Annotated in this window: 20 protein-coding genes; 5 read left to right on the top strand and 15 right to left on the bottom strand. The window is 67.3% G+C overall.

Annotation, left to right across the window (positions count from 1 at the left end; all coding sequences use genetic code 11):
- Position 1: 1 nt before the first annotated feature.
- From QW887_RS21915 to QW887_RS21855, 13 genes are all read right to left on the bottom strand, one after another.
- Complete coding sequence (locus QW887_RS21915) at positions 2-1,873, bottom strand: bifunctional sugar phosphate isomerase/epimerase/4-hydroxyphenylpyruvate dioxygenase family protein (RefSeq protein ID WP_316183980.1); 1,872 nt, start codon at positions 1,871-1,873, stop codon at positions 2-4.
- On the bottom strand, positions 1,870-2,607 hold the full coding sequence (locus tag QW887_RS21910; RefSeq protein ID WP_315713377.1) for an ABC transporter ATP-binding protein: 738 nt from the start codon (positions 2,605-2,607) through the stop codon (positions 1,870-1,872). Before QW887_RS21910 ends, QW887_RS21915 begins: the two co-directional genes overlap by 4 nt.
- Before the next feature lie 10 nt (positions 2,608-2,617).
- A complete protein-coding gene (locus tag QW887_RS21905; protein WP_316169793.1) occupies positions 2,618-3,361 on the bottom strand; it encodes an ABC transporter ATP-binding protein in 744 nt (247 codons plus the stop codon).
- Positions 3,358-4,356 carry a branched-chain amino acid ABC transporter permease gene (locus tag QW887_RS21900; protein WP_316169794.1) on the bottom strand — a complete coding sequence of 333 codons (999 nt, stop codon included), beginning with the start codon at positions 4,354-4,356 and terminating at the stop codon, positions 3,358-3,360. The genes QW887_RS21905 and QW887_RS21900 overlap by 4 nt, the downstream gene beginning before the upstream one ends.
- Positions 4,353-5,228, bottom strand: coding sequence for a branched-chain amino acid ABC transporter permease (locus tag QW887_RS21895; RefSeq protein ID WP_315752465.1), 876 nt, complete (start codon positions 5,226-5,228; stop codon positions 4,353-4,355). Before QW887_RS21895 ends, QW887_RS21900 begins: the two co-directional genes overlap by 4 nt.
- A 71-nt stretch (positions 5,229-5,299) precedes the next feature.
- Positions 5,300-6,439, bottom strand: coding sequence for an ABC transporter substrate-binding protein (locus QW887_RS21890; protein WP_315713381.1), 1,140 nt, complete (start codon positions 6,437-6,439; stop codon positions 5,300-5,302).
- 79 nt (positions 6,440-6,518) lie between these two features.
- Complete coding sequence (locus QW887_RS21885) at positions 6,519-7,400, bottom strand: shikimate dehydrogenase (protein ID WP_316183983.1); 882 nt, start codon at positions 7,398-7,400, stop codon at positions 6,519-6,521.
- 121 nt (positions 7,401-7,521) lie between these two features.
- Complete coding sequence (locus tag QW887_RS21880) at positions 7,522-8,463, bottom strand: LysR family transcriptional regulator (protein ID WP_315713383.1); 942 nt, start codon at positions 8,461-8,463, stop codon at positions 7,522-7,524.
- A gap of 31 nt (positions 8,464-8,494) precedes the next feature.
- On the bottom strand, positions 8,495-12,268 hold the full coding sequence (locus tag QW887_RS21875) for an AsmA-like C-terminal region-containing protein (protein ID WP_316187649.1): 3,774 nt from the start codon (positions 12,266-12,268) through the stop codon (positions 8,495-8,497).
- A gap of 168 nt (positions 12,269-12,436) precedes the next feature.
- Entirely contained in the window at positions 12,437-13,669 is a 1,233-nt protein-coding gene (locus QW887_RS21870; protein WP_316183986.1) for a cytochrome P450, read from the bottom strand.
- Positions 13,670-13,741: 72 nt separating this feature from the next.
- The gene (locus QW887_RS21865; protein WP_316183987.1) at positions 13,742-15,043 is read right to left on the bottom strand and encodes an MFS transporter; all 1,302 of its coding nucleotides are present in this window, start codon (positions 15,041-15,043) and stop codon (positions 13,742-13,744) included.
- A 792-nt stretch (positions 15,044-15,835) separates the two neighbouring features.
- Positions 15,836-16,648, bottom strand: coding sequence for a class III extradiol ring-cleavage dioxygenase (locus QW887_RS21860; RefSeq protein WP_315825250.1), 813 nt, complete (start codon positions 16,646-16,648; stop codon positions 15,836-15,838).
- A 213-nt stretch (positions 16,649-16,861) separates the two neighbouring features.
- The gene (locus tag QW887_RS21855; RefSeq protein ID WP_315713388.1) at positions 16,862-17,296 is read right to left on the bottom strand and encodes a DoxX family protein; all 435 of its coding nucleotides are present in this window, start codon (positions 17,294-17,296) and stop codon (positions 16,862-16,864) included.
- Positions 17,297-17,398: 102 nt separating this feature from the next.
- Between QW887_RS21855 and QW887_RS21850 the strand changes: the two genes are divergently transcribed.
- From QW887_RS21850 to QW887_RS21835, 4 genes are all read left to right on the top strand, one after another.
- Complete coding sequence (locus QW887_RS21850; protein WP_315713389.1) at positions 17,399-18,316, top strand: LysR family transcriptional regulator; 918 nt, start codon at positions 17,399-17,401, stop codon at positions 18,314-18,316.
- 42 nt (positions 18,317-18,358) lie between these two features.
- Positions 18,359-20,062, top strand: a complete 1,704-nt coding sequence (locus QW887_RS21845; protein ID WP_316169799.1) for a SulP family inorganic anion transporter — start codon at positions 18,359-18,361, stop codon at positions 20,060-20,062.
- A 199-nt stretch (positions 20,063-20,261) separates the two neighbouring features.
- Positions 20,262-20,492, top strand: a complete 231-nt coding sequence (locus QW887_RS21840) for a hypothetical protein (RefSeq protein ID WP_316194956.1) — start codon at positions 20,262-20,264, stop codon at positions 20,490-20,492.
- A 267-nt stretch (positions 20,493-20,759) separates the two neighbouring features.
- Complete coding sequence (locus QW887_RS21835; protein WP_315713392.1) at positions 20,760-21,032, top strand: GCG_CRPN prefix-to-repeats domain-containing protein; 273 nt, start codon at positions 20,760-20,762, stop codon at positions 21,030-21,032.
- Between the two features lie 176 nt (positions 21,033-21,208).
- On the opposite strand, the gene QW887_RS21830 is transcribed toward QW887_RS21835, so the two are convergent.
- On the bottom strand, positions 21,209-22,630 hold the full coding sequence (locus tag QW887_RS21830) for an FAD-binding oxidoreductase (protein ID WP_316183990.1): 1,422 nt from the start codon (positions 22,628-22,630) through the stop codon (positions 21,209-21,211).
- Positions 22,631-22,702: 72 nt separating this feature from the next.
- Between QW887_RS21830 and QW887_RS21825 the strand changes: the two genes are divergently transcribed.
- Positions 22,703-23,209 (top strand): thioesterase family protein, encoded by a 507-nt coding sequence (locus QW887_RS21825; RefSeq protein ID WP_315713394.1) that lies wholly within the window; start codon positions 22,703-22,705, stop codon positions 23,207-23,209.
- Positions 23,210-23,225: 16 nt separating this feature from the next.
- On the opposite strand, the gene QW887_RS21820 is transcribed toward QW887_RS21825, so the two are convergent.
- A complete protein-coding gene (locus QW887_RS21820; protein WP_316165976.1) occupies positions 23,226-24,764 on the bottom strand; it encodes a helix-turn-helix domain-containing protein in 1,539 nt (512 codons plus the stop codon).
- Positions 24,765-24,766: the final 2 nt, after the last annotated feature.

The following is a 24,766-nucleotide window of genomic DNA, read 5'->3' as shown; positions in this document are numbered from 1 at the left end:
GCTAAAGCCGCGGCATCGCGTCCGGCCGCACCTCGCGGGCCTGCGCTGCCAGCCGGATCGCGGCATTGGCCGCACCGAAGCCCTGATAGTTGCGGCGCTGCACGATCTCGAAGAAGAAGCGCTCCTCGAAGATATGGGTGTAGACTTGGAAGAACTCGGCGTCGCCGTCGCGGTCGTACAGGATCTCGTTGGCACGGAGCGCGGCGACCGTGTCGGGCGCAAGATCATACTTGGCTTCGAGATCGTCGTAGTAGTTGTCGGGAATGTCGAGGAAGCCGGCGCCGCGGGCGCGCATCTCGGCCACGGCCGCGAAGATGTCGTCGCAGGAGAACGCGATGTGCTGGACGCCGGAGCCGAAGAACTCGGAGATGAAGCGCGACGACAAGGTGCGCGTCGCCGAGGAGCCGTTGAGGATGAAGCGCAGGCTGCGATCGCCGTTGACGATCGCCTGGCTCTGCACGAGGCCTCTGGGATCGGCGATCTCCATCTGCGGCAGGCGGGAGAAGTCGATCAGCCCGGCATAGAACAGCAGCCAGGACAGCATCTCCTCATGCGGCATCGACTGGGCGATGTGATCGACCGCGACGAGACGGTCGGTGCTCTTGTCGCTGGCGACGGCTTCGAAATCGACGTCCCAGTGACGCCCGTGGGTATCCAGGAAGTACAGCAGGCTGCCGCCGACACCATGGATCGCCGGGATCTCCAGCTCGCCCGGCCCGACCGGCTGGGTGAAGGTGCGCGTCTTCAAGGACTGCGCCCGCGCCATGGCACGAGCGGCACTGTCGACGTCCAGCGCCAACGCGCAGACACCAGCCCCATGCGTGACGTAGTGTGAATGCGCAAAACTGGCCGGCTCGCAGTTGATCACCAACTCGATTGCGCCCTGGGACCAGCGCTGCACCGCCTTGCTGCGATGACGCCCCGTCTTGCGGAAGCCAAGCTGTCCGAACAGTCCCGCCAGAGACTCCGCTTTGTCCTCGCTGACCGCGAACTCGACGAAGCCGATGCCGTGGCTCTTGACCCGAGGCTCGAAGCGCGCGGCCGATGACGCCGGCGTCTTTCCAGCGAGGTCGTCCTGCAACAGCAGCAGCGAGCGCATGCCATCGAGCGCGGTGCGCGGCGCCGAGCCGGCGCGGAACTGATCGTTGAAGATCTCCAGCGACAGCGGCCCGGAATAGCCGGTCGCGGCGACCGCCTCCATGAACGCGCCTACCGGCAGATCGCCCTGCCCCGGAAAACTGCGAAAATGCCGGCTCCAGGACAGCACATCCAGTTCGAGCTTCGGCGCATCGGCAAGCTGCACCAGGAAAATCTTGTCGGCCGGAATCGCGCGGATCGCGTTGGTCGGCAGCGCCGGCGCCAGCGCATGAAAGCTGTCGAGGATGACGCCGATCGCCTTGTGATCGGCGCGGCGGACGATCTCCCAGGCATCGCGATAGTCATGGACGTGGCGGCCCCAGGCCAGCGCCTCGTAGCCGACGCGCAAGCCGCGCTTCGCGGCGCGCTCGCCGAGCTCGTGGAAATCGGCGGCGGCCCGGTCGATGCCGCCGAGCGAGGCCGGCGACACGCTGCTGCAGATCAGCAGCAGATCGGTGCCGAGTTCCTGCATCAGGTCGAACTTGCGCTCGGCGCGGATGAAGTTGCGCGCGCGCTGCGGCTCCGGCATGCCCTCGAAATCGCGGAACGGCTGATAGGCGCAGATCGCAAGTCCGAGGTCGCGGCACATCTGCCCGATCTCGCGCGGCCGCATCCCGAACGCGACGAGATCGTTCTCGAAGATCTCGACCGTATCGAAGCCGGCGGCGGCGATCGCCTTGAGCTTCTCGTCGAGCGCGCCTGAGATGGAGACCGTTGCGATCGAGCGCTGGTTCATGCCGCCGTCTCCTCCATCGCGCCGCCCAGGAACAGCTGGCCGATGCGCGGATCGGCCAGCACGCGGTCGGCCTTGTCGATGATGCGGGTGCGGCCGAGCTCGAGCACGATGCCGTAGTCGGAGATCTCCAGCGCCGAGCGCGCATTCTGCTCGATCAGGAGCACCGAGACGCCGCGGTCGCGCAATTGTTTTAGCATGTCGAAGGTCTGCTGCACCATCAAGGGCGACAGGCCGATGGAGGGCTCGTCGATCAGCACGAGCTGCGGCTCGAGCAGAAGCCCGCGCGCGATTTCGAGCTGCTTCTGCTCGCCGCCTGACAGGGTCGAGGCCTGCCGGTCCGCCTTCCTGCGCAGCACGGGAAAGACGTCGAGCGCCGCCTCGACACGGGCGGCCAGATCGAACTCGCGCGGTGCGGCCACGCCGCCGAGCTCGATATTGTGACGGACCGACAGCTCGCCGAAAATGTTGCGGCCCTGCGGGATGTAGCAGATGCCGGCGCCGAGCAGCGCGCGCTGGCTCAAGCCGGTGACGTCGCGGCCCTTGAAGACCACCTTGCCTTCGCGCAGCTTGAGCAGGCCGAAGATCGCCTTGAACACGGTCGACTTGCCGGCGCCGTTCGGACCGATGACGGTGGTGATCGAGCCCGCCGGCACCGAGAAGGTCGTGCCGTTGAGGATCGTCATCTTGCCGTAGCCGCCGACGAGGTTCTGGACGTCGAGAATGGGATCGCTCATCGCCGTCTCCTCAATGTCCGAGATAGGCTTCGATCACGGCCGGGTTGGCCCTGATCTCGTCGGGCTTGCCGATCGCCAGCACCTTGCCCTCCGCCATCACCATGACGCGCGAGCACAGCGACATCACGAACTCCATGTTGTGCTCGATCACCACGAAGGTGGCGCGGCGTTCGCGGTTGATCGCGATCAGCCGCTCCTTGAGGTCGCCCAGCATGGTCGGGTTGACGCCGCCTGCAGGCTCGTCGAGCAGCACCAGCCGCGGGCCGCCCATGAAGGCCATGGCGGCATCGAGCAGCTTCTGCTGACCATAGGACAAGCCACCGGCCGGCTCGTTGGCGAGATGCTCAAGCTTGAAGAAGCCGATCATCTGATCGGCCGCCTCCGTGAGCCCCGCATCCGACGGGCCGAACAGGCGCGACAGCATGCCGCCGCGATGCTCCTGGCCCGCGAGGATCAGATTGTCGCGCACCGACAGTTTCGGGAACACCTGCAGCAGCTGAAATGTGCGGCTGACGCCGAGGCGGTTCAGCTCGGACGGGCGCTGGCCGGTGACGAGCTTGCCGTCGACCCTGACCTCGCCCGCGCTCGGCACCAGCTGGCCGAGGATGCAGTTGAACAAGGTCGACTTGCCGCAGCCGTTGGGGCCGATGAGACCGAGGATTTCGCCCTCGTGCACGTCGAAGCTGACGCCGTTGACGGCGGTGATTCCGCCGAAGCTCTTCTTGACGTCGCGTACGTCGAGAACTGCGGTCATCGCACGGCCTCCAGCTTGGACTGAGCCGCGGCCCGCAACGCGGACGCCGCCTGGGTTCGCCGTGAGCTGAGATAGCGGTCGAGGATGCCGAGAATGCCGCTCGGCGAATAGATCAGCAGCACGATCACGGCGGCCGCATAGAGCATCAGATAATAGCCTTCCGCGAAGCGCAGCCACTCCGGCAGCAGCACCGCGATCATGGCGCCGAGGAACGGTCCCAGCATGAAGCCGGCCCCGCCGACGATGACCATCATCAGGAGGTCGAGCGAGAGCTGCAGGTTAAACGGTACGGGATCGACATATTGCGTCAGCGGCGCATAGAGCACGCCGGAGATGCCGCCGAGCACCGAGCCGATCGCGAACGCCATCAGCGTATAGCGGCGCGTGTCGATGCCGAGCGATTGCGCCCGGATCGGATTTTCGCGCAGCGCCATGAAGGCGCGGCCCCAGGGCGAGCGGATCAGCCACCACATCGCGAGCGTCACGAGGCCGAGGGAGCCGAGACAGAGATAGTAGAACGGCAGCGGCTTGCGGGTCGGGAAGCCGAAGATGTCGGGACGTGGAATGTTGCTGATGCCGTAGATGCCGTTGGTGAGCCAGCTCTCGTTGCGGAACACCAGGAACGCCAGCGTCGAAAACGCGAGCGTGACGAAGGCGAGATAGTGATGCTGAACGCGCAGCGCCGGATAGCCGAGGAGCCAGCCGACGATGAAGCAGATCACGATGACGAGGCCGAGCGCGGCAATCAGCGGCCAGCCATGCGTGGTCAGGATCGCCGCCCCATAGGCGCCAATGCCGACGAAGGCGCCCTGCGCCAGCGACACCTGCCCGGCGTAGCCAAGCGTAAGGTTCAATCCCATCGCGGCGATGGTCATCACGGCCCACTGGCTCAGGATGTACAGGCCGTAGCGGTTGAAGTTCATCGGGATGATGATCAGACCCGCAATGACCACGACGGCCAGCGCGACGAGAAGCAGTCTGCTGTGCTTGCTCATACCGTACGCTCCTCGGCGCGTCCGAGCAGGCCCTGCGGCCGGAACAGGATGACAAGGATCAGCAGCACCAACGGAACGGCGGCGCGATACTGGGTGGAGACGTAGGCCGCGGCGAGGTTGTCGACGACGCCGATCAGGAGACCGCCGGCGATGGCACCGCGCACCTGGTTGAAGCCGCCAACGATCGCGGCGATGAACGCCGCCTGCCCGAGCACCTCGCCGCTGGAGAACTTCGCGAGATAGATCGGCGTGATCAGCAGCGACGCCAGCGCGACCAGCACGGCATTGATCAGGAAGGTCAGGAGGATCATACGCTCGACGGGCACGCCGATGATGCGCGCCACCGTGGGATTCTGCGCGGCCGCCTGCATCTGATGGCCGAGCGAGGTGCGGTTCAACAGCGTGGTCAATCCGACGACCGCGAGGATCGCGACGGCGAGCACGCCGAGGCTCTGCAGCGAAATCGCCCGGCCCAGGACGGTGACGTCACCGACCGGCACGATCGAAGGGAAAGGCGAGGCCTCGGCGCTGAAGAACTGCTTCACCGCCTCCTTGATCCCGACCGCCAGCGCCATGGTGGCGATCGCCAGCGGCAGCACGCCATGCCGCAGCATCGGATCGACCAGCAGCATCTTGAAGGCGAGACCGAGCAGAAGTGCCGACAACAGGATGCCGACGAGAACCGCGAGCCAGAACGGCGCGCCGAGATGCATCACCGCGAGCATCAGGAAGGCCGGCAGCATCACGAACTCGCCCTGGGCGAAGTTGATGGTCTGCGAGGTCTGCCACAGCAAGGTGAAGCCGACGGCAACGAGCGCGTAGATGGCGCCGGTGGCGAGACCCGCCACGATCAGGTCGAGCAGATTGGACATCGTTTCCCCCTAAGCCTTTGGGTGACGGCGGCACTGGCATCCCCTCCGGCGCCGCCGGTCGACCGTTGTTCTCAGTTGAGCTTCGGCAGCACCTGCTTGACGACCTGCTTGCCTTCGACCACCTCGACCAGGAAGCCCTGGCGATCGATGTCGCCATTCTGGTCGAAGGTGACGTCCATCAGGATGTTCGGCTCGGCCGATGTCTTGATGGTCAGGCCGTGCAGCGTATCGGCAAACGCCTTGGAGTCGACCTTGCCCATCTTCTCGGTCGTGGCCTTGACCATGTAGATGGCGAGATAGCCCTTCAGGCCGTTATGGTCGGGCACGTAGTTGTACTTCTTCACGAAGCGGTCGCGGAACGCCTTGATGGCCTCGACCGGCGCATCGGTGGTGAGGCCGACATGGCCGCGAGCCCCGTTGGCCGCATCACCGGCGAGCTCGATGACCTTCTGGCCGACCAGCGTGGTCTCGCCGATCAGCGGCGCCGTCACGCCCTGGCGCTTGATCTCCTTGAGGATGCGCGCGCTCTCTTCCTCGTTGACATAGATGAAGACGGCATCCGGCGCGGCCGCCTTGATCTTGCTGACGTCGGCGGCGAAGTCGGCCTGGCCGGCTTCGGTCGACAGGTCGGCCGCGACCTTGATGCCGAGGCGGTTGAACTCCTTGGTGATGACGTCGCGTCCGCCGCGGCCGAAGTCGTTGTTGACCCAGACCACCGCCACCGACTTCGCCTTGATCTCGTCGTTGATGTACTTGGCGACCTTCGGCATCGACGATTGCTGGCCGAACGAGGTGCGGAACAGGAACTTGTTGCCGGCCTGCGTCAGCTCGGCCGCCTCGCCGCCCATGATCTGCGTGATGCCGGCTTCGGCCGCCAGCGGCGCCGTCACCTTCACCGATCCGGAATAGCCGGGCCCGAGCAGCACATAGGGCTCGGCGTCGAGCGCCTTCTGCACCTGGGCACGGGCGACGCCGGGGTTCGACTGCGAGTCGGCGTGGCTCACCTCGATCTTGCGGCCGAGAATGCCGCCCTTGGCGTTGATCTCCTCGACCGCGAGGTCGATGCCGTTCTTCCAGTTGGTGCCGACGGTCGCGCCACCGCCGGACAGCTCGGCGACGTTGGCGATCTTGATGGGGGCACCGGACTGCGCGTAGGCGGCTCCGGACAGCAGCACGGCCGAGCACAGTCCGGCCAGGATGATCGATCTCACGTTGTTTCCTCCTCTGCTCTAAACGCTTGTTTGCGTTTCTTGCTTGAACGACTTGTTCCGCCGCGTATTGGCGGTCGGCTCAGGCGGCGTCAACCGCCGGATATCTCTCCGCCATGTGATTGTCGAAGGCCGCCCCCATCGCCTCGGTCGAAGGCACAAGGTCGGTGAACAATTCGAAGGCGTCCGCGGCCTGGTAAATCGCGAGCTCGCGGCCGAGCAGGACCTGAGCGCCCTTGGCCCTGGCGGCTTTCAGCAGCGGAGTCCAGAGCGGAGAATAGACCGCGTCGGCGACCCAGAGGTCGGCACGCAGCAAGTGATCCGGCACCGGCGTACCGCGGTTCGGCAGCATCCCGATCGGTGTGCCGTTGACGACAGCCACCGCTCCCTGAAGCGCGTCTTCGACGCTGTCGACGACAGTCACCGTGGTGCCGGCAGGCAGCAGGCTCGCGAGCTTCGCGGCGCGCGCCCGCTCGGTGTCATAGATCCGCAGCCCAGCGACTGTGAGGTTCGCAAGTGCGAAGGCAATCGCCTTGCCGACTCCGCCGGCCCCGATCAGCGCCACGACGCCGCGATGGCTCTGGCTGACCAGCGGCGCCACCGCGCGCTCGAAGCCGGTGGTATCGGTGTTGTGGCCGATCAGCCGGCCGTCGCGGACGACGACGGTATTCACGGCGCCCATCGCCGCCGCCTTCGGCGCCAGCTCGTCGAGCAGCTCGACCACGGCTTCCTTGTAGGGATAGGTCACGTTGACGCCGGCAAAGCCGAGCCGGCGCACGCCCTCCAGCAGCATCGCCAGTCCGGCACGATCCGCGCCGGCGACCTCGATCAGCTGATAATGGCAGCGCACGCCGAGCGCCGCCGCGGCGTGCTCGTGCATGGCGGGAGAGGCCGAATGCGCGATCGGGGCACCGATCAAGCCGGTCAGGAATTTTCGGGCTTTGAGCGCGGAAAGATCAGGCACGTTCGCTTTTGTCTCTTGCTGCTGTGACGTGCGAGCGCCGCACGCGCGGATTTCGTTGCAGACGATAGCGCGTCCGCTCGCTAACACAATTACTCAAATATCGGCTGAACCTAACATCATGTTATTTTTTGCCGCCACCGGATTTCGCCGGTTTGGCCACCTGACGTCGGCCGGGCTCCAGCGCGCGCATCTCCGCGCGCAAGCAGTCGATGAAGTGTTCGGCATAGAGCGACAGCGGCGTACCGCGCTTGACCGCGATGTAGGTGTCGAACCGCGTCGGCTCGGCGATCTTGATCAACTCAATGCCGGGATAGCCGCCATGCGCGACCGTGAACTGGTCGATCACAGCGATGCCGAGCCCGGCCTTCACCAGCGCGCAGACTGTGGTGCCAAAGCGCGCCTTGATCGAGATATTGTAGCTGAGTTTGTTGCGCGCGAAGATCTCGGCCATGATCCGGCCGTAGGGGTCGTTGGGATCGATGCCGATCAGCGGATAGCGCGTCATCTCGGCAGCCGAGACCTGTTTGCGGCCGGCGAGCTCGTGTCCCGGCGGCACGATGCAGAACAATTCGCCTGAGGCCAGCGGCAGGAATTCGAGCCCGGAATGATCGAGCCGGTAGCTCATCGCCACGCACTCGCCCTTTCCCAGCATCAGATAGTCGATCGCCTCCTCGATCTTGAGGATGTTGATGTCGATGCCCAAATCAGGATAGCGGCGGCGGACGCGCTCGATCGCGCGCGGCACCATCACCTGGGAGATGCTGGGCACCGAGCCGACGCGCAGTTCCGACAGCGCGCCACGGCCGATGTTGGAGATGATGTAGCTGAGATCGTCGACCTTCTCGTAGACGCTGTTGATCTGCTCGAAGATGTTCTGCGCCTCGGGCGTCGGGAAGTAGCGGCCGTTCTGGCGCTGGAAAAAGCGGATGCCGAGCGAGCGCTCGGTGTATTTCACCAGACGGCTGACGCCCGGTGCCGACACCTTCAGCAGGCGCGCGGCGCCGTTGATGGTGCCCGTCACCATGACCGCGCGAATGACCTCGACCTGTCGCAAGGTCATCATCGGCGCGGTCCCCGCACGCCGTCAGCCGGCATCATGGACTGCCCGGCGGCGTCAGCACGACCGGCGGACGCGGCACCGGCCGTGGGCGCGGCGGCAGCGCACCCGGCGCGGGCTTGATCTCGACCGGCGGCGGCAAGGGCGCGACCTGCGGCTGGCTCGATGCCATCGGTGCCGCCGGCTGAGGCGCAGGGGCGGGAGCCGAGAGCGGCGGGGTCAGCGGCGGCACGACGGCGCGCGGACCACCGAGCTTGGTGCGCGGCTCGCGCCGCGGATCACGACCGGGCAGCGGCACGTCGGCCGCGCTCGGTGCCGCCGGGCCAGCCTCGGGTGCACCGGGCAGCGACGCCGTCGACGACGGATAGGCCGGCGGCACCTCGCCGCGCGCGATCGCATCCAGCCGCCGCGTCTCGCGATCGATGGCACGCACCGCCAGCCACGACGACAGCGAGGTGACGTCGACCGCGCGCGTCAGCGCCTCGGACGTCCCGACCACGAACAGCTGGATCTCGGGACGGCTATTGGCATTGCCGACCGTGCTCGTGCTCAGGCTGACGCGAATGTCGGCCTGATCGGCCGGAATGTCGAAGCCACCGGAGACGATGGCACGGGCGCCCTGCGCTTCGAGCGTGGTGGCGCCGACACGCAGCCGGCCATCGCGGATGATGAAGGGGATCTGCGCAGCCGTGACCGGCAACGTCCCCGATGCCAGCACCGGCTCGATCACCTGCCGCAACTTGCCGTCGTCGCTCACCTGGCCTGCGTCGGCCGCGCGCAACGCCGCATCGAACGCCCGCGGGTCGAGATTGGGGAGCGCCGCATTGTCAAGCGTCACCGTGCCATTGCCCGAGAGCGCATTGATCATTGCCTGCACGCTGCGTCCTTCGGCGGCGAGCGTCATCTGCGCCGAAACCTTGCCGGCCGGCATCTTCAGGCTGTGATAGCGTAGCGCGTTGCCGTCAATACCGGCCAACTCGACGCGGCCGTTCAGGACGAGACCATTCGCGTTGGAGCGCGCATCCACGGTCGCGTTGACGTCGCCGCCGCCGAGCTTGCCCTTGAGATTCTCGATGGTCAGCGACTGGCCGTCGCTCTTGATGGCGCCGCCCAGCGGACGCAGATCAGTGCCGTTCAGAATGGCGCCGCTGAGGGCCTGAAACGAGACGCGTCCGCGCCATCCCTTCAAGAGACCGGCGCCCAAAGGCTCGGCCGGCTCACGCCCGGCCCCGCCGATCAGCACCGAGAACACTTGCGGCACGTCGAGCGCGTCCAGCCCGAGTTCGCCGTCGATCTGCTTGTCGTCGTCGAGCACCAGCGCGAGCCGGCCACGCAGCCGCGATCCCCCGACCGTGCTGTCGATGTCGTCGAGCGTCACGCGATTGTTGGAAAGACCAAGACGGCCGAACAGGCGGATGTTCTGCGCCGCCGGATCCTGCGGCTTCAATCCGAACAACGGCGACAGATTGGCGCTGCGCAGGCGCAGATTGACGTTGGCCTTGGCGGTGTCGCCCCAGGGATCGACGGAGCCTTGCGCATCGCCATCGAGACCGGCGCCGGACAGCTTCGCATTCACCCGCAGCGGCGTCCGCCAGCTGCCGGTCACGCTGGCGTCGAACTGGGCCGGACCATTGCCCGCCGCCGCGACGCGATCGAGTCCGAGCAGCGCCAGCACGGCACTGCCCTGCTCCGACGACACCCGGCTCTCGATTCCAAGCTCGGTTCGATCGATCGCATCGAGCTCGAAGCTGCGCAGCGCCGCCGCCGACGGTTTTGCCGTCAGCGTCGCCGAGCCCTTCAGTTGCGGCGCGTCGAGATCGAGCACCGCCTTGGCCTGGCTGCGATCGGCATTGGCCGGATCCTTGGCGAGATCGAGCGTAAGCTTCAGCCGGGCGGCACCGGCAGGCGTGCCGAGCGCATCGAAGCGGGCGGCGATCTGCGGCGCGAGCGGCTGCACCAGCGCAGTGATCTCCTTGAGCGAGCCGGCCATCGAGGTCACCACCAGCCGCCCGGTTGCATCGGCGCGATCGAACCGGCCGGAGCCCTCGCTCGTCACGCCGCTGCTTTGGCCGAACTTGATCTGGTCGATGGCGATGGTCTTGGGATCGTAGGAAAAGCGCGCGGTGAGCGGACGCAGCTCCTGGCCGCTGAGCTTGGCGCGGCCGACGTCCAGCGCCACGCTGGCCTCCGCCGGCCACTCGCCGGTAACGCCGACCAGCGAACGGGTCACGGCCATCGCCGCGTCGAGATCGAGCCGATCGCCCTTCAGCACCGCCTCGAAACGCGAGCCCGGCCCCGCTGGCCGGTTGACGAGGGCGACGCGTCCATCGACGGAGCCGCCGTCGATGTCGGCCTTGAGGCTGTCGATCGCGACCCGCTCCGGCGCCACGTTGAGGTCGCCACGTAGCCGCAGCGGACGCTGGGTGCGATAGCTGCTATCGCCGCGGCCCTGCAGCCAGGCCACCAGCGTGTCGGGCTCCAACGATTCGAGATCAAGCGCGCCGGTGAAGCCCGATGTGACCGAGGTCGAGATGCCGATGGTCCGGAAGGTCAGCCGTGTCGAGCCGGGCGCGCGCAGATCGACCTTTTCGAGGCTCCATGCCGAAGGCTCGTTGTGGAGGTCGGCGGTAAAGTTCTGCACCGGGCGGCCGGAAAGCATGATCTGCTCGGTCGCGAACTGCACGTTGGCCGGCATCGGCAGGGTCGGCAGTTGTGCGATCCAATTGCGCAGCGCCGGCAGCACCAGCGCGGGCGCGATCGCCCGCCGATCCTTGATGTCGTCACCGCCGGCCAGGAGCTTGTCGGCATCGAGCTGGCGTGCGGACAGTGAGGCTTTCAGCACGGGGGCGGCGCCGAAACGGACGTCGCCGCTGCCCGCGAATTTGAGCGAGCGATCCTCCTGGCCGAAGCTGACCTCGATCTGGTCGAGCTTGGCCGACGCCTGGTCGCCGACGATCTTGGTGGCGATGCGCCAAGGCGTCGCGCCGGCCTGGTTCAGCGGACCCGCCTTGGCCTGTTGAGCCTGCTTTGCGGATGACTCCTTCACGGGCTGGGCGGGCTTGTCGTTGTCGGCGCCCTGCTCCTTCGGGGGCGACGACAGCGTCAGCGCGCCCTCGAACTTCGGCGAGCGGTTGGGAAAGCTGATGAGGCCTTCGATGTCGGCCATCACGGGACGCTCGCCCGGGTCGATGTTGAGGTGGACGCGCAGGCCGTTGGAGTCCTTGTCCTGGCTCGACGACACCCGGAACGGGTAGCGGCCGCCGCGGATCGACACCGCGCCGTCGCCGCGCAGCGAACCGGCCAGCGAACGCACGTCGCCGGAGAAGACGATGTCGGTCAGTTCCAGCGTCGAGCGGCTGGCCGCGTCGTGCAGCGCGACACGGCCGGTGAGGTTGAGCCGGTCGATGGCGAGCGCGGCCAGATCGAAGCGGCCGGAGGCTGCCGGCAGGTCGACCTGCCCCTTGGCATCGAGGCCGAGATCGGCCGCCATGCCGCCGATGGTGAGCTCGTTCGCCCGCCACTGCCCACGCATGAGGTCGCCGAGGCTGAATTCGACGTCGAGCTTGTCGGCGCGCAGCTTGCCGAGGTGGTTGGCGCCGCCGAAGGTGACCTGGCGCAGCCGCAGCGTCGGCGTCGGCAACAGCCGTGCGTCCAGCGCACCGGCGACCCGCACGGGCACGCCAATGATCTTGCCCGCCTCGGCCTCGAACTGCGGCCGGAACTGGTTCCAGTCGACGAAGTACGGGCCGATCAGCGCAGCAAGGAGCGCAAGGATGAAGGCAATCGCCAAGCCGAGCAGGGTCGTCTGCACGGGGTCTCCCTCAAAGGACAACGCTCCGGCGTCCCAACCTTAAAACCAATGCGGCCGCGGCCCACTGGCATCGATACCGGAGCGCTGCATCATATAGGATTAAGTATGGCGAAGTCACAGCGCTGTCGGTCTTTCCGGGGCGTTGGACAACTCCGTTGACGAAGATGGTTACCAGTGGGCCGGCAGCCGTTTGAGGCCGCGCAGCACGAAGGTCGGCCGCCAGTCCGGGTTGTCCGGATCGTCCAGCTTCAGCTCCGGCAGCCGCCGCAGCAGGGTTCCGATGGCGATCTCGGCCTCGATCCGGGCAAGCTGCGCGCCCAGGCAATGATGGATGCCGCCGCCGAACGACAGCGGCTTCACGTTTGGCCTGGTGATATCGAGCTGCTCCGGATTGTCCGGATACACCGCGGGATCGCGGTTGGCCGAGCCGAGCAGACACAGCACGCTCTCGCCCGCAGGAATCCGCCGGCCGCCGAGATCCTCGATATCCTCGAGCGCGACCCGCCCGGTGAGCTGCACCGAGGAATCGTAGCGCAGGAATTCCTCGATCGCGTTCGTGATCAGCTCCGGCCGCGCCTTCAAGAGCGCCAGCTGCTCCGGGTTGCGGTGCAGCGCCAGCAGGCCGTTGCCGATCAGGTTGACCGTGGTCTCGTGTCCCGCGCCGAACAGCAGGATGATGTTGGCGGTGAGTTCCTCATGGCTGAGCTTGGCACCATCCTCCTCGGCCTGCAGCAGCTGCGTCGTCAGGTCGTCGCCCGGATGTTTCCGGCGCAGCTCGAACAGGTGCTGGAAATACGCCTTGGACACGGCATTGCCGGCATTGCCCTCGGCGATCTCGGCCTTGGACAGCGGCACCGGCTCGAGCAGGCGGCCGCCCTCGCGCGAGCTCTTGTAGAACGCCTCGCGATGCTCCTCGGGAATCCCAAGCATGTCGCAGATCACGGTGACGGGCAGCTTGAAGGCGAAATCCTCGATCAGATCCATCCGGCCCTGCGGGATCACCTGATCGAGCGTGCGGTCGACGATCTCCTGGATGCGCGGCCGCATGTCCTCGACCCGCCGCGCCGTGAACGCCTTCACGACGAGGCCGCGCAGCCGGGTGTGGTCCGGCGGGTCCTGCTGCAGCATCCAATGCCGCATGCTCTGGAACACCGGCTCCTTCATGATGTCGGGGCCGTAGCGCCGGATCGAACGCGCGACGAAGTCCTTGCCGAAGCGCTTGTCGCGCAGCACCAGGCTCGATTCCGCGTGCCGGCTGGCGAGGAACGCGCCGAACGGCGTCACATGCATCGGATCGTTGTCGCGCAGTTGCGCATAGAAGGGATAGGGGTCGCGGATGAACTCCGGCGACAGCGGATTGAACAGCGGCGCGGCCTTGGCGGCCTGGACATGCTCGTTCATGGGGTTCCTCTCCCTGGATTGGCCGATTAGCTCACGGCCGCGGCGCGATGGCAAGTCGGCCCCGATCACACATCATGCCGCCGCCCCCGCCGTCTTTAACCTGTGCAACTGGCCGGCGACGAGGCGGACCCGGCGGGGGGCCGCGATCCAGATCGCCGCCGCCGAGACGAAGGCGCCGAGGAAGGCGATCACGAAGCCCGGCGTGTAGCTCAGGGTGTAGTCATACAGCACGCCGGTCACCCACGGCCCCGCTGCGCCGCCGCACAGCCCGATCAACATCAGCGTTCCGAAGATGCTGCCGAAATGCGCCCCCTGGAATATTTCCAGCGCGACCGCGCCCATCACCGAGGTCAGGCCGTAGCCCAGCGCGCCCTGCGTCGCCACCATGACGTAGATCAGCACCAGCGACGGCGCGGCCTTGAGCGCGATCAGCGCGGCGAAGCAGATCGCGAAGCCGAGACAGCCCAATCCCCACACCGCCTCGCGCCCCAGGCGGTCCGACAGATGGCCGAGCGCGATCTGGCCGGGAATCCCGAGCAGGCTGACGGCCCCGAGCGCCCACACCGCGACGCTCGAGCTGAAGCCGATCTCGAGCAGGTATTTCGTCTGGTGCACCTGCACCGCGTACCAGACATAGAGCCCGAAGAAATAGCCCAGCGCGAGCCACCAGAACCGGCCCGTGCGCAACGCGCGCGACAACGTCCAGTCGGTGCCGGCCCAGGCGGCGTCGACGACGTTGGAGACCGGCTTGGCCGCGTGGGCGAGCGGCGCGGCGTCGCCGTCGGGGCGCAGGCCGATCTCCTCCGGCTTCTTGCGCAGCAAGAAATTGATCGGCGCCAGCACAACCAGCACGACGATGCCCATCGCGGTGCAGGCCGTGCGCCAGTTGGTCTGCGCGATCATGTGCTGCACCCACGGCAACAGCGTCATCGAGCCGACGCCGACGCCGGCGAAGGCGATGCCGATCGCCAGCCCGCGGCGGCGAATGAACCAGTTCGGCAGGAACAAGGACTGGCCGGAATAGCCAAGGCAGACGCTGCCGGCGCCGACCATCACGCCGATGGTGAGGTACAGATGCCAGGGCTGCGTGGTCAGCGGCGCGAGCAGGAGACCGCCGGCCATCAGCACGACGCCGAGCTCCATTACGGCCCGCGGGCCGGTGCGATCCATCAGCCGTCCGATCAGCGGACTGACGATTCCGGAGGCAACGAAGCCGAACGAGAACGCGCCGGCGGTGACGCCGCGGTCCCAGCCGAATTCGGCGAGAACAGGCGGATAGAACAGCGAGAACGCGGTGCGCGCATTGACGCCGACGGCCATCGTCACGAAAGTCACGGCGACGATGACCCAGCCATAATAGAACGGCAGGCGCATTGTTGTTTCACTCCCTGGTGCATCCTTCGCATCATCTGCATGCGGAGGGGTCAAGGATTTTCTACGCCGCGCCATCCCGTGTCAGTTACCTCCGAGGTCATGTGTGCGGCGCACCTTTGGGAACACTGGCCTCTCCTCCGTCATGGCGAGCGCAGCGAAGCAATCCAGGGCTGTGGACGGGACTCTCGATTGCTTCGCTGTGCTCGCAATGACGACGCTGAGATATCTCGCGCTCATCGAACAGACCGACGCGCGTCTGCAATTCCGCGGCATGACATGCCCGGGCTGTGCAACGTCCGTTCACCCTCATCGAACAGGAGGGCGCAGGGAAGGCCGGGCGCTGGCCGCGCCCGTGGCCCGCCTGCTCAAAAAAATGCAGGCGGCAGGTACCACAGGTTCAGCCGAGATCGCCCGGCCCTCCCTGCGCGATGGGCTTCACGCTTATATGCAGGCTTCCTGGCGCTCGGCTTGTTGGCCGCCATGCGCGACAACGCGTTTCACGCGTTGCGCGGTGATACCAGCGTCGAGGTATCAGAACCCTGCAACTTCACGTCCGCAAGAGCTTCGTTCGTCCGCACATCGAAAGGACATGCTGCGAGTTCTCGCGGCCACCGCTCCCCGCCTCGCGTGTCGTGACGATCGCGCGCAACGCCCCTGCGCAAGTGAGGCGGGATGCGCGAGAGGATCGCGGTGATTTGCCCGACGACGCAAGCGAAATGACTGCGACAAAGTAACCCGTCGGGCAAAATGGGCCCGACGGGCAGATGCAGATCGAACTAACAAGTCAGCGGCTCACGCCGCAGCCTTCGCCTCGTCTGCGCCATGGAACGCATACACGTCCATGCGCAGCACGCCGTAATTGGCGCTGTTGTGCAGGCGCTCCACGCGGGCGCCCTCGCCAGCGGCGCCGAGCGCGGCGAACAGCGGCAGGAAGTGCTCGTCGGTCGGATGGTTGTCGCGCGCGTGCGGGGCGAGACGGCGGTAGTCGACGAGATCGTCGACGCGACCCTCGATCGCGGCCTGGTGCACCCAGTCGGCGAAGTCGACCACCCAGGACGGCGCGGGATCGTCGATGTCGAGCCGGCGCTTGCGGAACTCGCCGAGATTGTGGGTGAAGCTGCCGCTGCCGATGATCAGCACGCCCTCCTCGCGCAGCGGCGCCAGCGCACGGCCGAGCGCGAGATGATGCGCAGGGCCCTGCTCGGTCTGGATCGAGAGCTGCAGCACCGGAATGTCGGCCTGCGGGTACATCAGGAGCAGCGGCACCCAGGCGCCGTGATCGAGGCCGCGCTCGCGGTCGATGCCGACCGGCAGGCCGGCCGCCTGCAACCGCGCCGCGACGGCCTGCGCGAGATCGGGCGCCCCCGGCGCGGGATAGCGCAACTGATAGAGCTCACGGGGAAAGCCGTAGAAGTCGTAGATGGTCTCGTTGGTGGCCACCGCATTGACGGCGGGGATGTCGGTCTCCCAATGCGCCGAGATCACCAGGATCGCCTTCGGCCGCGGCAGGCTGCCGCCGAGGCCGACGAGGAAGTCACGGGCGGCCGAATCCGTGAGCGGCAGCATCGGCGAGCCGTGCGACAGGAAGATGCTGGGCAGGGTCATGTCATGGCTCCTCGTGCAATGGATATCTCAGGTGGCGCCCCAAACCACAACTGTCGTCCCTGCGAACGCAGGGACCCATACCGCGTGATCGACGGTCGAGGCAGGCTGAGCGTCGCCCCTCGTGCTCGACTCAGATTTGCCTGTGGTCATGGGTCTCCGCGTTCGCGGGGACGACGGGGTTTCGGCGACCGCTGTCGGCCCCCTACGCCAGCGTCAATGCGCGCTGCGCAACTGCCCGCCGGCAAGGCCGCTGCGAAGGCTGCCCAGCGCATAGGCGCCGTCGCCGAGCAGGGCCTGGATCACCAGGGTGACGGCCCAGAACGCCGGATACTCCCAGCCGCCCTTCGGATTGTTGAAGAAGAACCCGGCAGAGCCATGCACGGTGAAGATGGCGCCGAGCAGGATCGGCACGGCGGCGAGCGCGACCCAGCGGGTGGCGATGCCGAGGATCAGGGCAATGCCGGCCAGGATCTCGGCGGCGATCACGAGATAGGCCAGCTCGGGCGGCAGGCCGATGCTGCCGAAGAACTTTGCGGTGCCGGCCGGGCTGAAGACGAACAGCTTGAGGCTGGCATGGGCCAGGAACAGCCCGCCAAGAGTGAGGCGGAGCAGGAGCGCGGCATAAGGCGCAGTACGGGAATCGATCATCGGGACCTCCGTGGGGACTTCCCGCCATATGGATCATTTCCCCTCAGACGATAATCCGCTACAATGGAAAATCAGTTCACACTCCAAGAGTGAGATGATCCAGTGTTGGACCGGCTGACCGGACTGGAGGTGCTCTCGAAGGTGGCCGGCTGCGGAAGCCTGTCGGGCGCGGCCCGCCTGCTCGGCATGTCGCCGACCATGGTGACAAAACACCTCGCGGCGCTGGAGACGCGACTCGGCACCAAGCTGTTTCACCGCACCACGCGCCGGCTGACCATCACCGAGGCCGGACGCCGCTATCTCGACCTTGCCGAGCGCGTGCTCGGCGACTTCGAGGCGGCCGAGAGCGCGATCGCGGCCGACCGCGTCGAGCCGCGCGGGCTGTTGCGCCTCAATGTCCCGCTCGCCTTCGGCACGCGCCAGATCGCGCCGCTGCTCGCCGGCTTCGCCGCGCTCTATCCCGGCGTCAGCGTCGAGCTCGGCCTCAACGACCGGCTGGTCGACCTGATCGAGGAAGGCTGGGATCTCGCGATCCGCATCGGCACGCTCAAGGACTCCAGCCTGGTGGCGCGGCGGCTGGCGCCGTGCCGGATGATGGTGTGCGCCGCGCCGTCCTATCTCGCCGTGCATGGGACACCGCGCACCACGGCCGATCTCGCCGGTCACAACTGCCTCGGCTATACGCTGGCGGCGGCCGGCCCGTCGCGCTGGCGCATGGGCGGCAAAGCCGCGGTCGATGTCACGGTGAGCGGCAATCTGCGCGCCAACAATGGCGATGCGCTGCTCGCGGCGGCGTTGGCCGGACAGGGCGTGATCTACCAGCCGACCTTCATCGTCGGCGACGACATCCGCGCGGGCCGGCTGGTGCCGCTGACGCTCGACGCGCCGCCGTCGGACCTGCTGGCGGTGCACGCCGTCTATCTGCCGGACCGCACGCCATCGGCCAAGGTGCGCGCCTTCATCGACCACCTCGCCGCGGCGTTCGCGCCGGAGCCGCCCTGGGATCGCGATCTTGCGTGAGCGGACGAACACATCGACCGTGATGCGCTTGGAGACATCGACATGATCGAGCAACCACGCCACGACGGCAACCATCATTGGCCGATGCTCCGCTCGCTGCGAGGCTGGCGGATCAGCGCCCTGCCCGCCGATCTCGCCGCCGGATTGACGCTGGCGGCGATCGCGATCCCCGAGCAGATGGCGACCGCCAAGCTCGGCGGCTTCACGCCCGAGACCGGCTTCTTCGCCTTCATGGCGGGATCGCTGGGGTTCGCGCTGTTCGGCGCCAACCGCTTCCTGTCCTGCGGCGCCGATTCCACGATCACGCCGATCTTCGCCGGCGGCCTGGCGCTGCTCGCGGCCAGCGGCACGCTTGAATACGGCAGCCTCGCTGCGGCGCTGGCGCTGCTGGTCGGAGTCATGCTGGTGCTGGCCGGCGGCTTCAGGCTCGGCGGCATCGCCAACCTGCTGTCGGTGCCGGTCACCGTGGGCTTCCTGGCCGGCATCGCCGTTCACATCATCGTCTCGCAATTGCCGGGCGTGCTCGGCCTGCCGTCACCGAGCGGGCCAACGCTGGCGCGGATCGCCACCCTCGCGGGCGAACTCGGCAAGGCCAACGGGTACACGATGCTCATCGGCTTCGGCGTGCTCGCGACCATCACGGTCTGCGAGCGGATCAGCGCCCGCATTCCCGGCGCGCTGATCGCGCTTACGGCCTCGACCTTGTTCGTGCTCTCGGCCGGGCTGCGGGGACGCGGCGTGCCCGTCATCGGCGAGATCGCCGGCACGGTGCCGATGCCGTCCGTGCCGCTGATCGGGCCGGAACAATGGGCGAAGCTGGTTCCGCTCGCCTTCCTGATCGCGGTCGTGGTGATGGTGCAGACGTCGGCGACGACGCGCTCGTTCCCTTCCGATCCCGACCGCGCGGCCGACGTCGACCGCGACTTCCTCGGCGCCGGTGCCGGCAGCCTGCTGGCCGGATTGTTCGGCGCGTTTCCGGTCAATGCGAGTCCACCGCGCACCGGCATCGTGGTCGAGACCGGCGGCCGGTCGCAGGTCGCGGGCCTGCTCGCCGCTGGGATCGTGCTGCTGCTCGTGCTGTTCGGAGCCCGGCTGCTTGCGAACGTCCCGGAGGCAGCGCTCGGCGGCGTGCTGCTGTTCGTCGCGCTGCGCATCATCCGCGTCGCGCAGATCACAAGCGTCTATCGTGCGTCGAAGGGCGAGTTCCTGCTCATCCTGGCCACCGCGGTGGCCATCGTCGCACTGCCGATCGAGCAGGGCGTCGCGCTCGGCATCGCGCTGTCGCTGCTGCACGGCATCTGGAGCACGACGCGCGCCCACCTCATCGCCTTCCAGCGCGTGCCGGACACGACGATCTGGTGGCCGGCACATCCGCAGATCAAGGGCGAGGAACTGTCCGACATCGCCGTGGTCGGCTTCCAGGCCCCGCTCAGCTTCCTCAATGCAGCGACGTTCCGCGCCGACATGCAGCGCCTGCTGCGCAGCCGCAAGCCGCGGCTGGTGGTGTTCGAGGCCAGCGCCATCGTCGAGATCGATTTCACCGCCGCGCAGACCCTGCGCGACGTGATCCATATCTGCAACGAGGCCGGTATCGTGTTCGCGGTGGCGCGGCTGGAGTCGCTGCGGGCCCAGGCGGCCTTCGAACGGTTCGGCCTGTACGATGTGCTGCCCCGGGAGCGCGTGTTCCACAGCGTCGATCACGCGCTGCGGAAGCTGCGCAGCAGTGCCTCGGATGTGCACGCTTGAGGGAATGGCGGCACGAGCGCCGCCGTGGTCGACGACGACCCCGGCGGCAGGCGGACGCTTGCGCTCTGCGCAGTGACCTCGTGATACAAACCGTTACACGTTGCGGCGACGGTCGACATATGCCCGCTAAATTCATCGGCGAGACAACCGCCTCACGAGGCCCGGCGCGTCGGCCGCGGCGAGAGAGGAATCATCGATCATGCACAAGCTGCTTCCGCTGCTGTTGATAGTCATCTCCAGCACGACCGCCCAGGCTCAGGACAGGAGCGCCATGCGCCAGGCCTGCGGCAACGATGTGCGTACGCTCTGTACTGGAATCATGCCGGGCGGCGGCCGCATCAAGCAATGCATGATCGAGAAGTTCGACAAGCTCTCCGACGGTTGCAGGACGGCGTTGAAGGACGCAAAGGCGCAGCAAGGCGGAAAATGATGCCGCCTGCGACGAAAGCCAGTGGGACGCGTCGCTGATCGTTCATGTTCCTTGCAGCGAATGTCTGCTAGAAGACCGCACGATGGCGTCGACACTGCAGCGATGCGCCACATGATCGGCAGAGCTGCATCGGGCGACCGGCGTCGTCGAGAGCTCTATGGTACTGGGAAGAGGTTTCGAGACCTCGAAAATATTGCGAAACCAAAATTTGCCCGACGACGTCTAAGGACTGCACTGCTTCGAAACCAACGAGAGGACCGCACTGCAATGCGCAATCTGTTCACCTCCGCCCTGCTCGCCGCGACCGTCATGTTGGGCGCGTCGGCCGCGCAGGCCTTCACGCTGCCGGCCCAGCCGGCTGCTCCAGACAGCAATGTCGAGCGCGTCGCCGGCGGCTGTGGTCCCGGTTGGTTCCCCGACCGCTGGGGCCGCTGCCGGCCCGCCCCGCGCGTCTATCGCCCCTACGGCTACGGCGTCTACGGCCCGCGCACCTGCTGGGTGCGGCCGACGCCGTGGGGACCGCGCCGCGTCTGCCGTTGATCTGCACGGAAACAAAGCGCCGCCGCGTGTCGAACGCGGCGGCGTTTTCTATTTGGCGAATCGTGATGCATTCCGACATCTCCCGCGAGCTGGGAGATGTGAGCAGCGGCCCTATGTGATCAGCGGGCCTGCACGCCGAACCCGAATCCGAAACCCAGCTCGGCTTGGATTGCCGATCAGCGCGCCGGGATGATCTTGCCTGGATTGAAGATGTTCTGCGGATCGAGCGCCTGCTTCACCGCGCGCATCGCATCGAGCGCTTCCGGGCCGAGCTCGGACTCGAGATATTTCTGCTTGCCCTGGCCGATGCCGTGCTCGCCGGTGCAGGTGCCGCCCATGGCCTGCGCGCGCTCGACGAGGCGATGCATGAACTCGTCGCCGCGGGCCATCTCGTCGGCGTCGTCGACGTCGCACATCAAGGAGCAGTGGAAATTGCCGTCGCCGACATGGCCGACGATCGGCGAGGTCAGCCTGAGACGCGCGAGGTCCTCCTCGGTCTCGGTGACGCAGTCCGCGAGCCTGGAGATCGGCACGCAGACATCGGTCGCGACCACGCCGACACCGGGCCGGATCGCCTTCACGGACCAATAGGCATCGTGACGCGCCTGCCACAGCTTGGTGCGGTCCTCCGGCTTGGTGGTCCAGGCGAAGTCGCCGCCGCCGCACTCCCTGGCGATCTCGGCAAAGTTCTTCGACTGCTCGGCGACCTCGGCCTCGCTGCCGTGAAACTCCAAGAGCAGCAGCGGCGTCTCCGGCAGCGTCAGCTTGGAATAGGCGTTGCAGGCCTTGACCTGCGCCGCATTGAGCAGCTCGATGCGCGCCACCGGAATGCCGGTCTGGATCGCGAGGATCGTCGCCTGGCAGGCGCCGCGCACGGTCTCGAACGAGCACGACGCCGCGGCGATGGTCTCGGGAATGCCGCGCAGCCGGATCGTCATCTCGCAGATGATGCCGAGCGTGCCCTCGGCGCCGATGAACAGGTGCGTCAAATCGTAGCCGGCCGCGGACTTCTTGGCGCGGGTGCCGGTCTTGATGATCTCGCCGTCGCCGCGCACGACCTTCAGCGCCAGCACGTTCTCGCGGATGGTGCCGTAGCGCACCGCATTGGTGCCGGAGGCCCGCGTCGACGCCATGCCGCCGAGGGACGCGTCGGCGCCGGGATCGATCGGAAAGAACAGGCCCTGGTCGCGCAGATATTCGTTCAAGGTCTTGCGGGTGATGCCGGGCTGGATCACGCAGTCGAGGTCCTCGGCATGCACCTCCAGCACCTTGTTCATGTCGCGCATGTCGATGCAGATGCCGCCGGCCGGCGCATTGACCTGGCCCTCCAACGAGGTGCCGGTGCCGAACGGAATGATCGGCACGCCCTTTGGCGCACAGATGCGGACGACGTCCTGGATGTCGGCGGTCTCCTGCGCCAGCACCACGCCATCCGGCGGCTGCGTCGGCAGCCAGGTCGTGGTATGGCCATGTTGCTCGCGCACGGCCTGCGAGGTGATGAGCCGGTTGCCGAAGCGGGCCGCCAGCGCGTCGAGCGCGCTCTTGAGCGCCTCCGGCGCGGGCCGCTTCAAATCGTGATGGGGGATCGTCGTCGCCACTGCTTCCTCCGAAAGTTGGGCGGACCGTGGCAAAGGACGCAACAGGGGTCAAGGGAGCAAACGGAAGAGCCGATGAGCGATAATGCAGTGCCCACACAAGCCGGCGCGGGGCCGTTCCTGTCGTCCATCATGCAGATCGAGCCGCAATGGATCGACTACAACGGCCATCTCAACATGGCCTATTACAACGTGATGTTCGACCGCGCGATCGACCAGCTATGGGCCGAGCTCGGCATCGGACCGGCCTACATGAAGGAACGGCAGGGCTCGACCTTCATCACGGAGTGCCACGTGCGCTATTTGCGCGAGATCCATCTGGGTGATCCGGTGCAGGTCGCAGTCTGGCTGATCGGTGCCGACGAGAAGCGGCTGCACACGTTCGAGGAGCTCCGCCACGCCGACGAAGGCTGGATCTCGGCGAGTTCGGAGGGCATGTCGGTGCATATCGACATGACCAAGCGCAAGGTCGCGCCGTTTCCGCCGGACATCCAGGCCAACATCGCCCGCGTGCTGCAGGCGCATGCCGCGCTGCCGCAGCCCGACGGGCTCGGCCGCGCCATCGGCATGCCGAAGAGGTGACGGTGACCGGCCGCCGCTACGCCGGCAGGCCGGCGTCGGACAATCCCTCGAATACCCGGGCCGAATAGGCGTCCGGTAGCGGCGGCATGCCGCGCTGGACCTCGGCCAGGGTCAGGTCCGGATAGCCGGCACGCAGCGCCTGCAGACTGCGCAGGGCCGCGGATCGCTCGCCCGCCAGCACGTGGGACGGGCACATGGTCCGGTGCACCCAGAGCGACGACGGGTGCTCGCGCAGGCCGCGCTGCTGCCAGCGCGCCGCCTCCGCGTAGGTCCCGGCGGCGAAATGCGCGCAGCCGATTCCAATGATGGCGTTGAAGGCGAGCGGGTCCTGCGGCGCGAGATCCAGCGCGATCCGAAAGCGCTCGATCGCCGACGCGGCATCGCCGCGATAGACATCGAGCCAGCCGCTGCGGCTCCAGGCCCAGGCGGCACCGCCATCCAGCGCGAGCGCCCGGCCCACCACCTGCTCGGCCTCGGCGAGCTCATCCAGCAAGGTGAGCGCGTTGCCGAGCACGCACAGCACGGTCGCATCCGCAAGCTCGGTCGGCACGCGCTGCGCCAGGGCGCGACCAAGCTGCCGGTCCTGCCCGGGCGCGGTGCCGAAATGATAGACCGCGCGCTGGCCGTAGGCCCAGGCCGCGAGCGCCGTGGCCAGGGCATGACGGGGATCGCGGGCGATGGCCTGATGCAGCAGCTCGAGCGCACTGCGGTTGCCGTCGGCGTCGAGCGACAGCACGCCGGGCATGGCGCGCAGCGCGAGATCCTGCGCGGTCAGATCCTCATCCGGTTTGCGCAGCGCCCGATCGATCTCGGCGCGGCGCAGGCTTTGCAGCAGCGATGCCGCCACGCGGGCGGCCAACCGTTCGTGACTGTCGGCCTCCCACCGCAGCATGACCTCGCCGCGATGCGCCCATATCAGCCCGCCGCTGTCCTGGTCGATCAGCTGCAGCAGCAGCCGTGACGCGCCATCCCGACCCTGGAGCGACGCGTTCATGCGGTAGCGCGCCGCGCGCGGCTGGGTCGTCACGGCAAATCCCGCGCGGGTCAGCGCCAGCGTGAGCTCGGCCGCGAGGTCGTCCGCCAGCTCGCGCACGCTCGGATCGGTGGCGATCATGGCGAAGGCAATGGTCGGCCGATCGCGCACCGGCGCAATGGTGGTGCGCGACGCGGCGAGCTGCGCCATCAAGACCGCCTGCCGCTTCAGGGTTTCCGACGGCGTCTCGCCGTGGCAGCGACGATAGCCGGCGGCGAAGCGGCCGTAATGCGGGAAGCCGCAGCGCAGCGCGACGTCCATCACCTTCCCGCCGGCGCGCCCCTGCAGAAACTCGACGCGGGCGCGCGCGTAGCCGATCTCCTGCCGGACCATTTGCGGCGACCGGCCGATCGACCTGACGAACTGGCGCTGCAAGGTCCGTCCGGAAACGCCGGCAATCTTCGCCAGATCGGCCAGCGTCCAGCGCCGCCCGAGGTCGTCATGCATCGCTTCGAGCGCGCGGCGCACGCTGCGTGGCAAAGGCTGCCGCGCCGCCAGGGGAACCTGATCTCCGTCCATCATGC

The sequence above is a fragment of the Bradyrhizobium sp. SZCCHNRI3052 genome, assembly GCF_032484895.1.
Classification (GTDB): Bacteria; Pseudomonadota; Alphaproteobacteria; order Rhizobiales; family Xanthobacteraceae; genus Bradyrhizobium.
Note: the sequence above shows the minus strand (reverse complement) of the source record. Positions and strands in the feature narration are given on the sequence as shown.

Excerpts from the sequence above, each read along its gene's own strand:
- QW887_RS21915 (WP_316183980.1), bottom strand. The coding sequence starts at position 1,873 with ATGAACCAGCGCTCGATCGCAACGGTCTCCATCTCAGGCGCGCTCGAC.
- QW887_RS21910 (WP_315713377.1), bottom strand. The coding sequence starts at position 2,607 with ATGAGCGATCCCATTCTCGACGTCCAGAACCTCGTCGGCGGCTACGGC.
- QW887_RS21905 (WP_316169793.1), bottom strand. The coding sequence starts at position 3,361 with ATGACCGCAGTTCTCGACGTACGCGACGTCAAGAAGAGCTTCGGCGGA.
- QW887_RS21900 (WP_316169794.1), bottom strand. The coding sequence starts at position 4,356 with ATGAGCAAGCACAGCAGACTGCTTCTCGTCGCGCTGGCCGTCGTGGTC.
- QW887_RS21895 (WP_315752465.1), bottom strand. The coding sequence starts at position 5,228 with ATGTCCAATCTGCTCGACCTGATCGTGGCGGGTCTCGCCACCGGCGCC.
- QW887_RS21880 (WP_315713383.1), bottom strand. The coding sequence starts at position 8,463 with ATGATGACCTTGCGACAGGTCGAGGTCATTCGCGCGGTCATGGTGACG.
- QW887_RS21870 (WP_316183986.1), bottom strand. The coding sequence starts at position 13,669 with ATGAACGAGCATGTCCAGGCCGCCAAGGCCGCGCCGCTGTTCAATCCG.
- QW887_RS21865 (WP_316183987.1), bottom strand. The coding sequence starts at position 15,043 with ATGCGCCTGCCGTTCTATTATGGCTGGGTCATCGTCGCCGTGACTTTC.
- QW887_RS21860 (WP_315825250.1), bottom strand. The coding sequence starts at position 16,648 with ATGACCCTGCCCAGCATCTTCCTGTCGCACGGCTCGCCGATGCTGCCG.
- QW887_RS21855 (WP_315713388.1), bottom strand. The coding sequence starts at position 17,296 with ATGATCGATTCCCGTACTGCGCCTTATGCCGCGCTCCTGCTCCGCCTC.
- QW887_RS21845 (WP_316169799.1), top strand. The coding sequence starts at position 18,359 with ATGATCGAGCAACCACGCCACGACGGCAACCATCATTGGCCGATGCTC.
- QW887_RS21840 (WP_316194956.1), top strand. The coding sequence starts at position 20,262 with ATGCACAAGCTGCTTCCGCTGCTGTTGATAGTCATCTCCAGCACGACC.
- QW887_RS21835 (WP_315713392.1), top strand. The coding sequence starts at position 20,760 with ATGCGCAATCTGTTCACCTCCGCCCTGCTCGCCGCGACCGTCATGTTG.
- QW887_RS21825 (WP_315713394.1), top strand. The coding sequence starts at position 22,703 with ATGAGCGATAATGCAGTGCCCACACAAGCCGGCGCGGGGCCGTTCCTG.
- QW887_RS21820 (WP_316165976.1), bottom strand. The coding sequence starts at position 24,764 with ATGATGGACGGAGATCAGGTTCCCCTGGCGGCGCGGCAGCCTTTGCCA.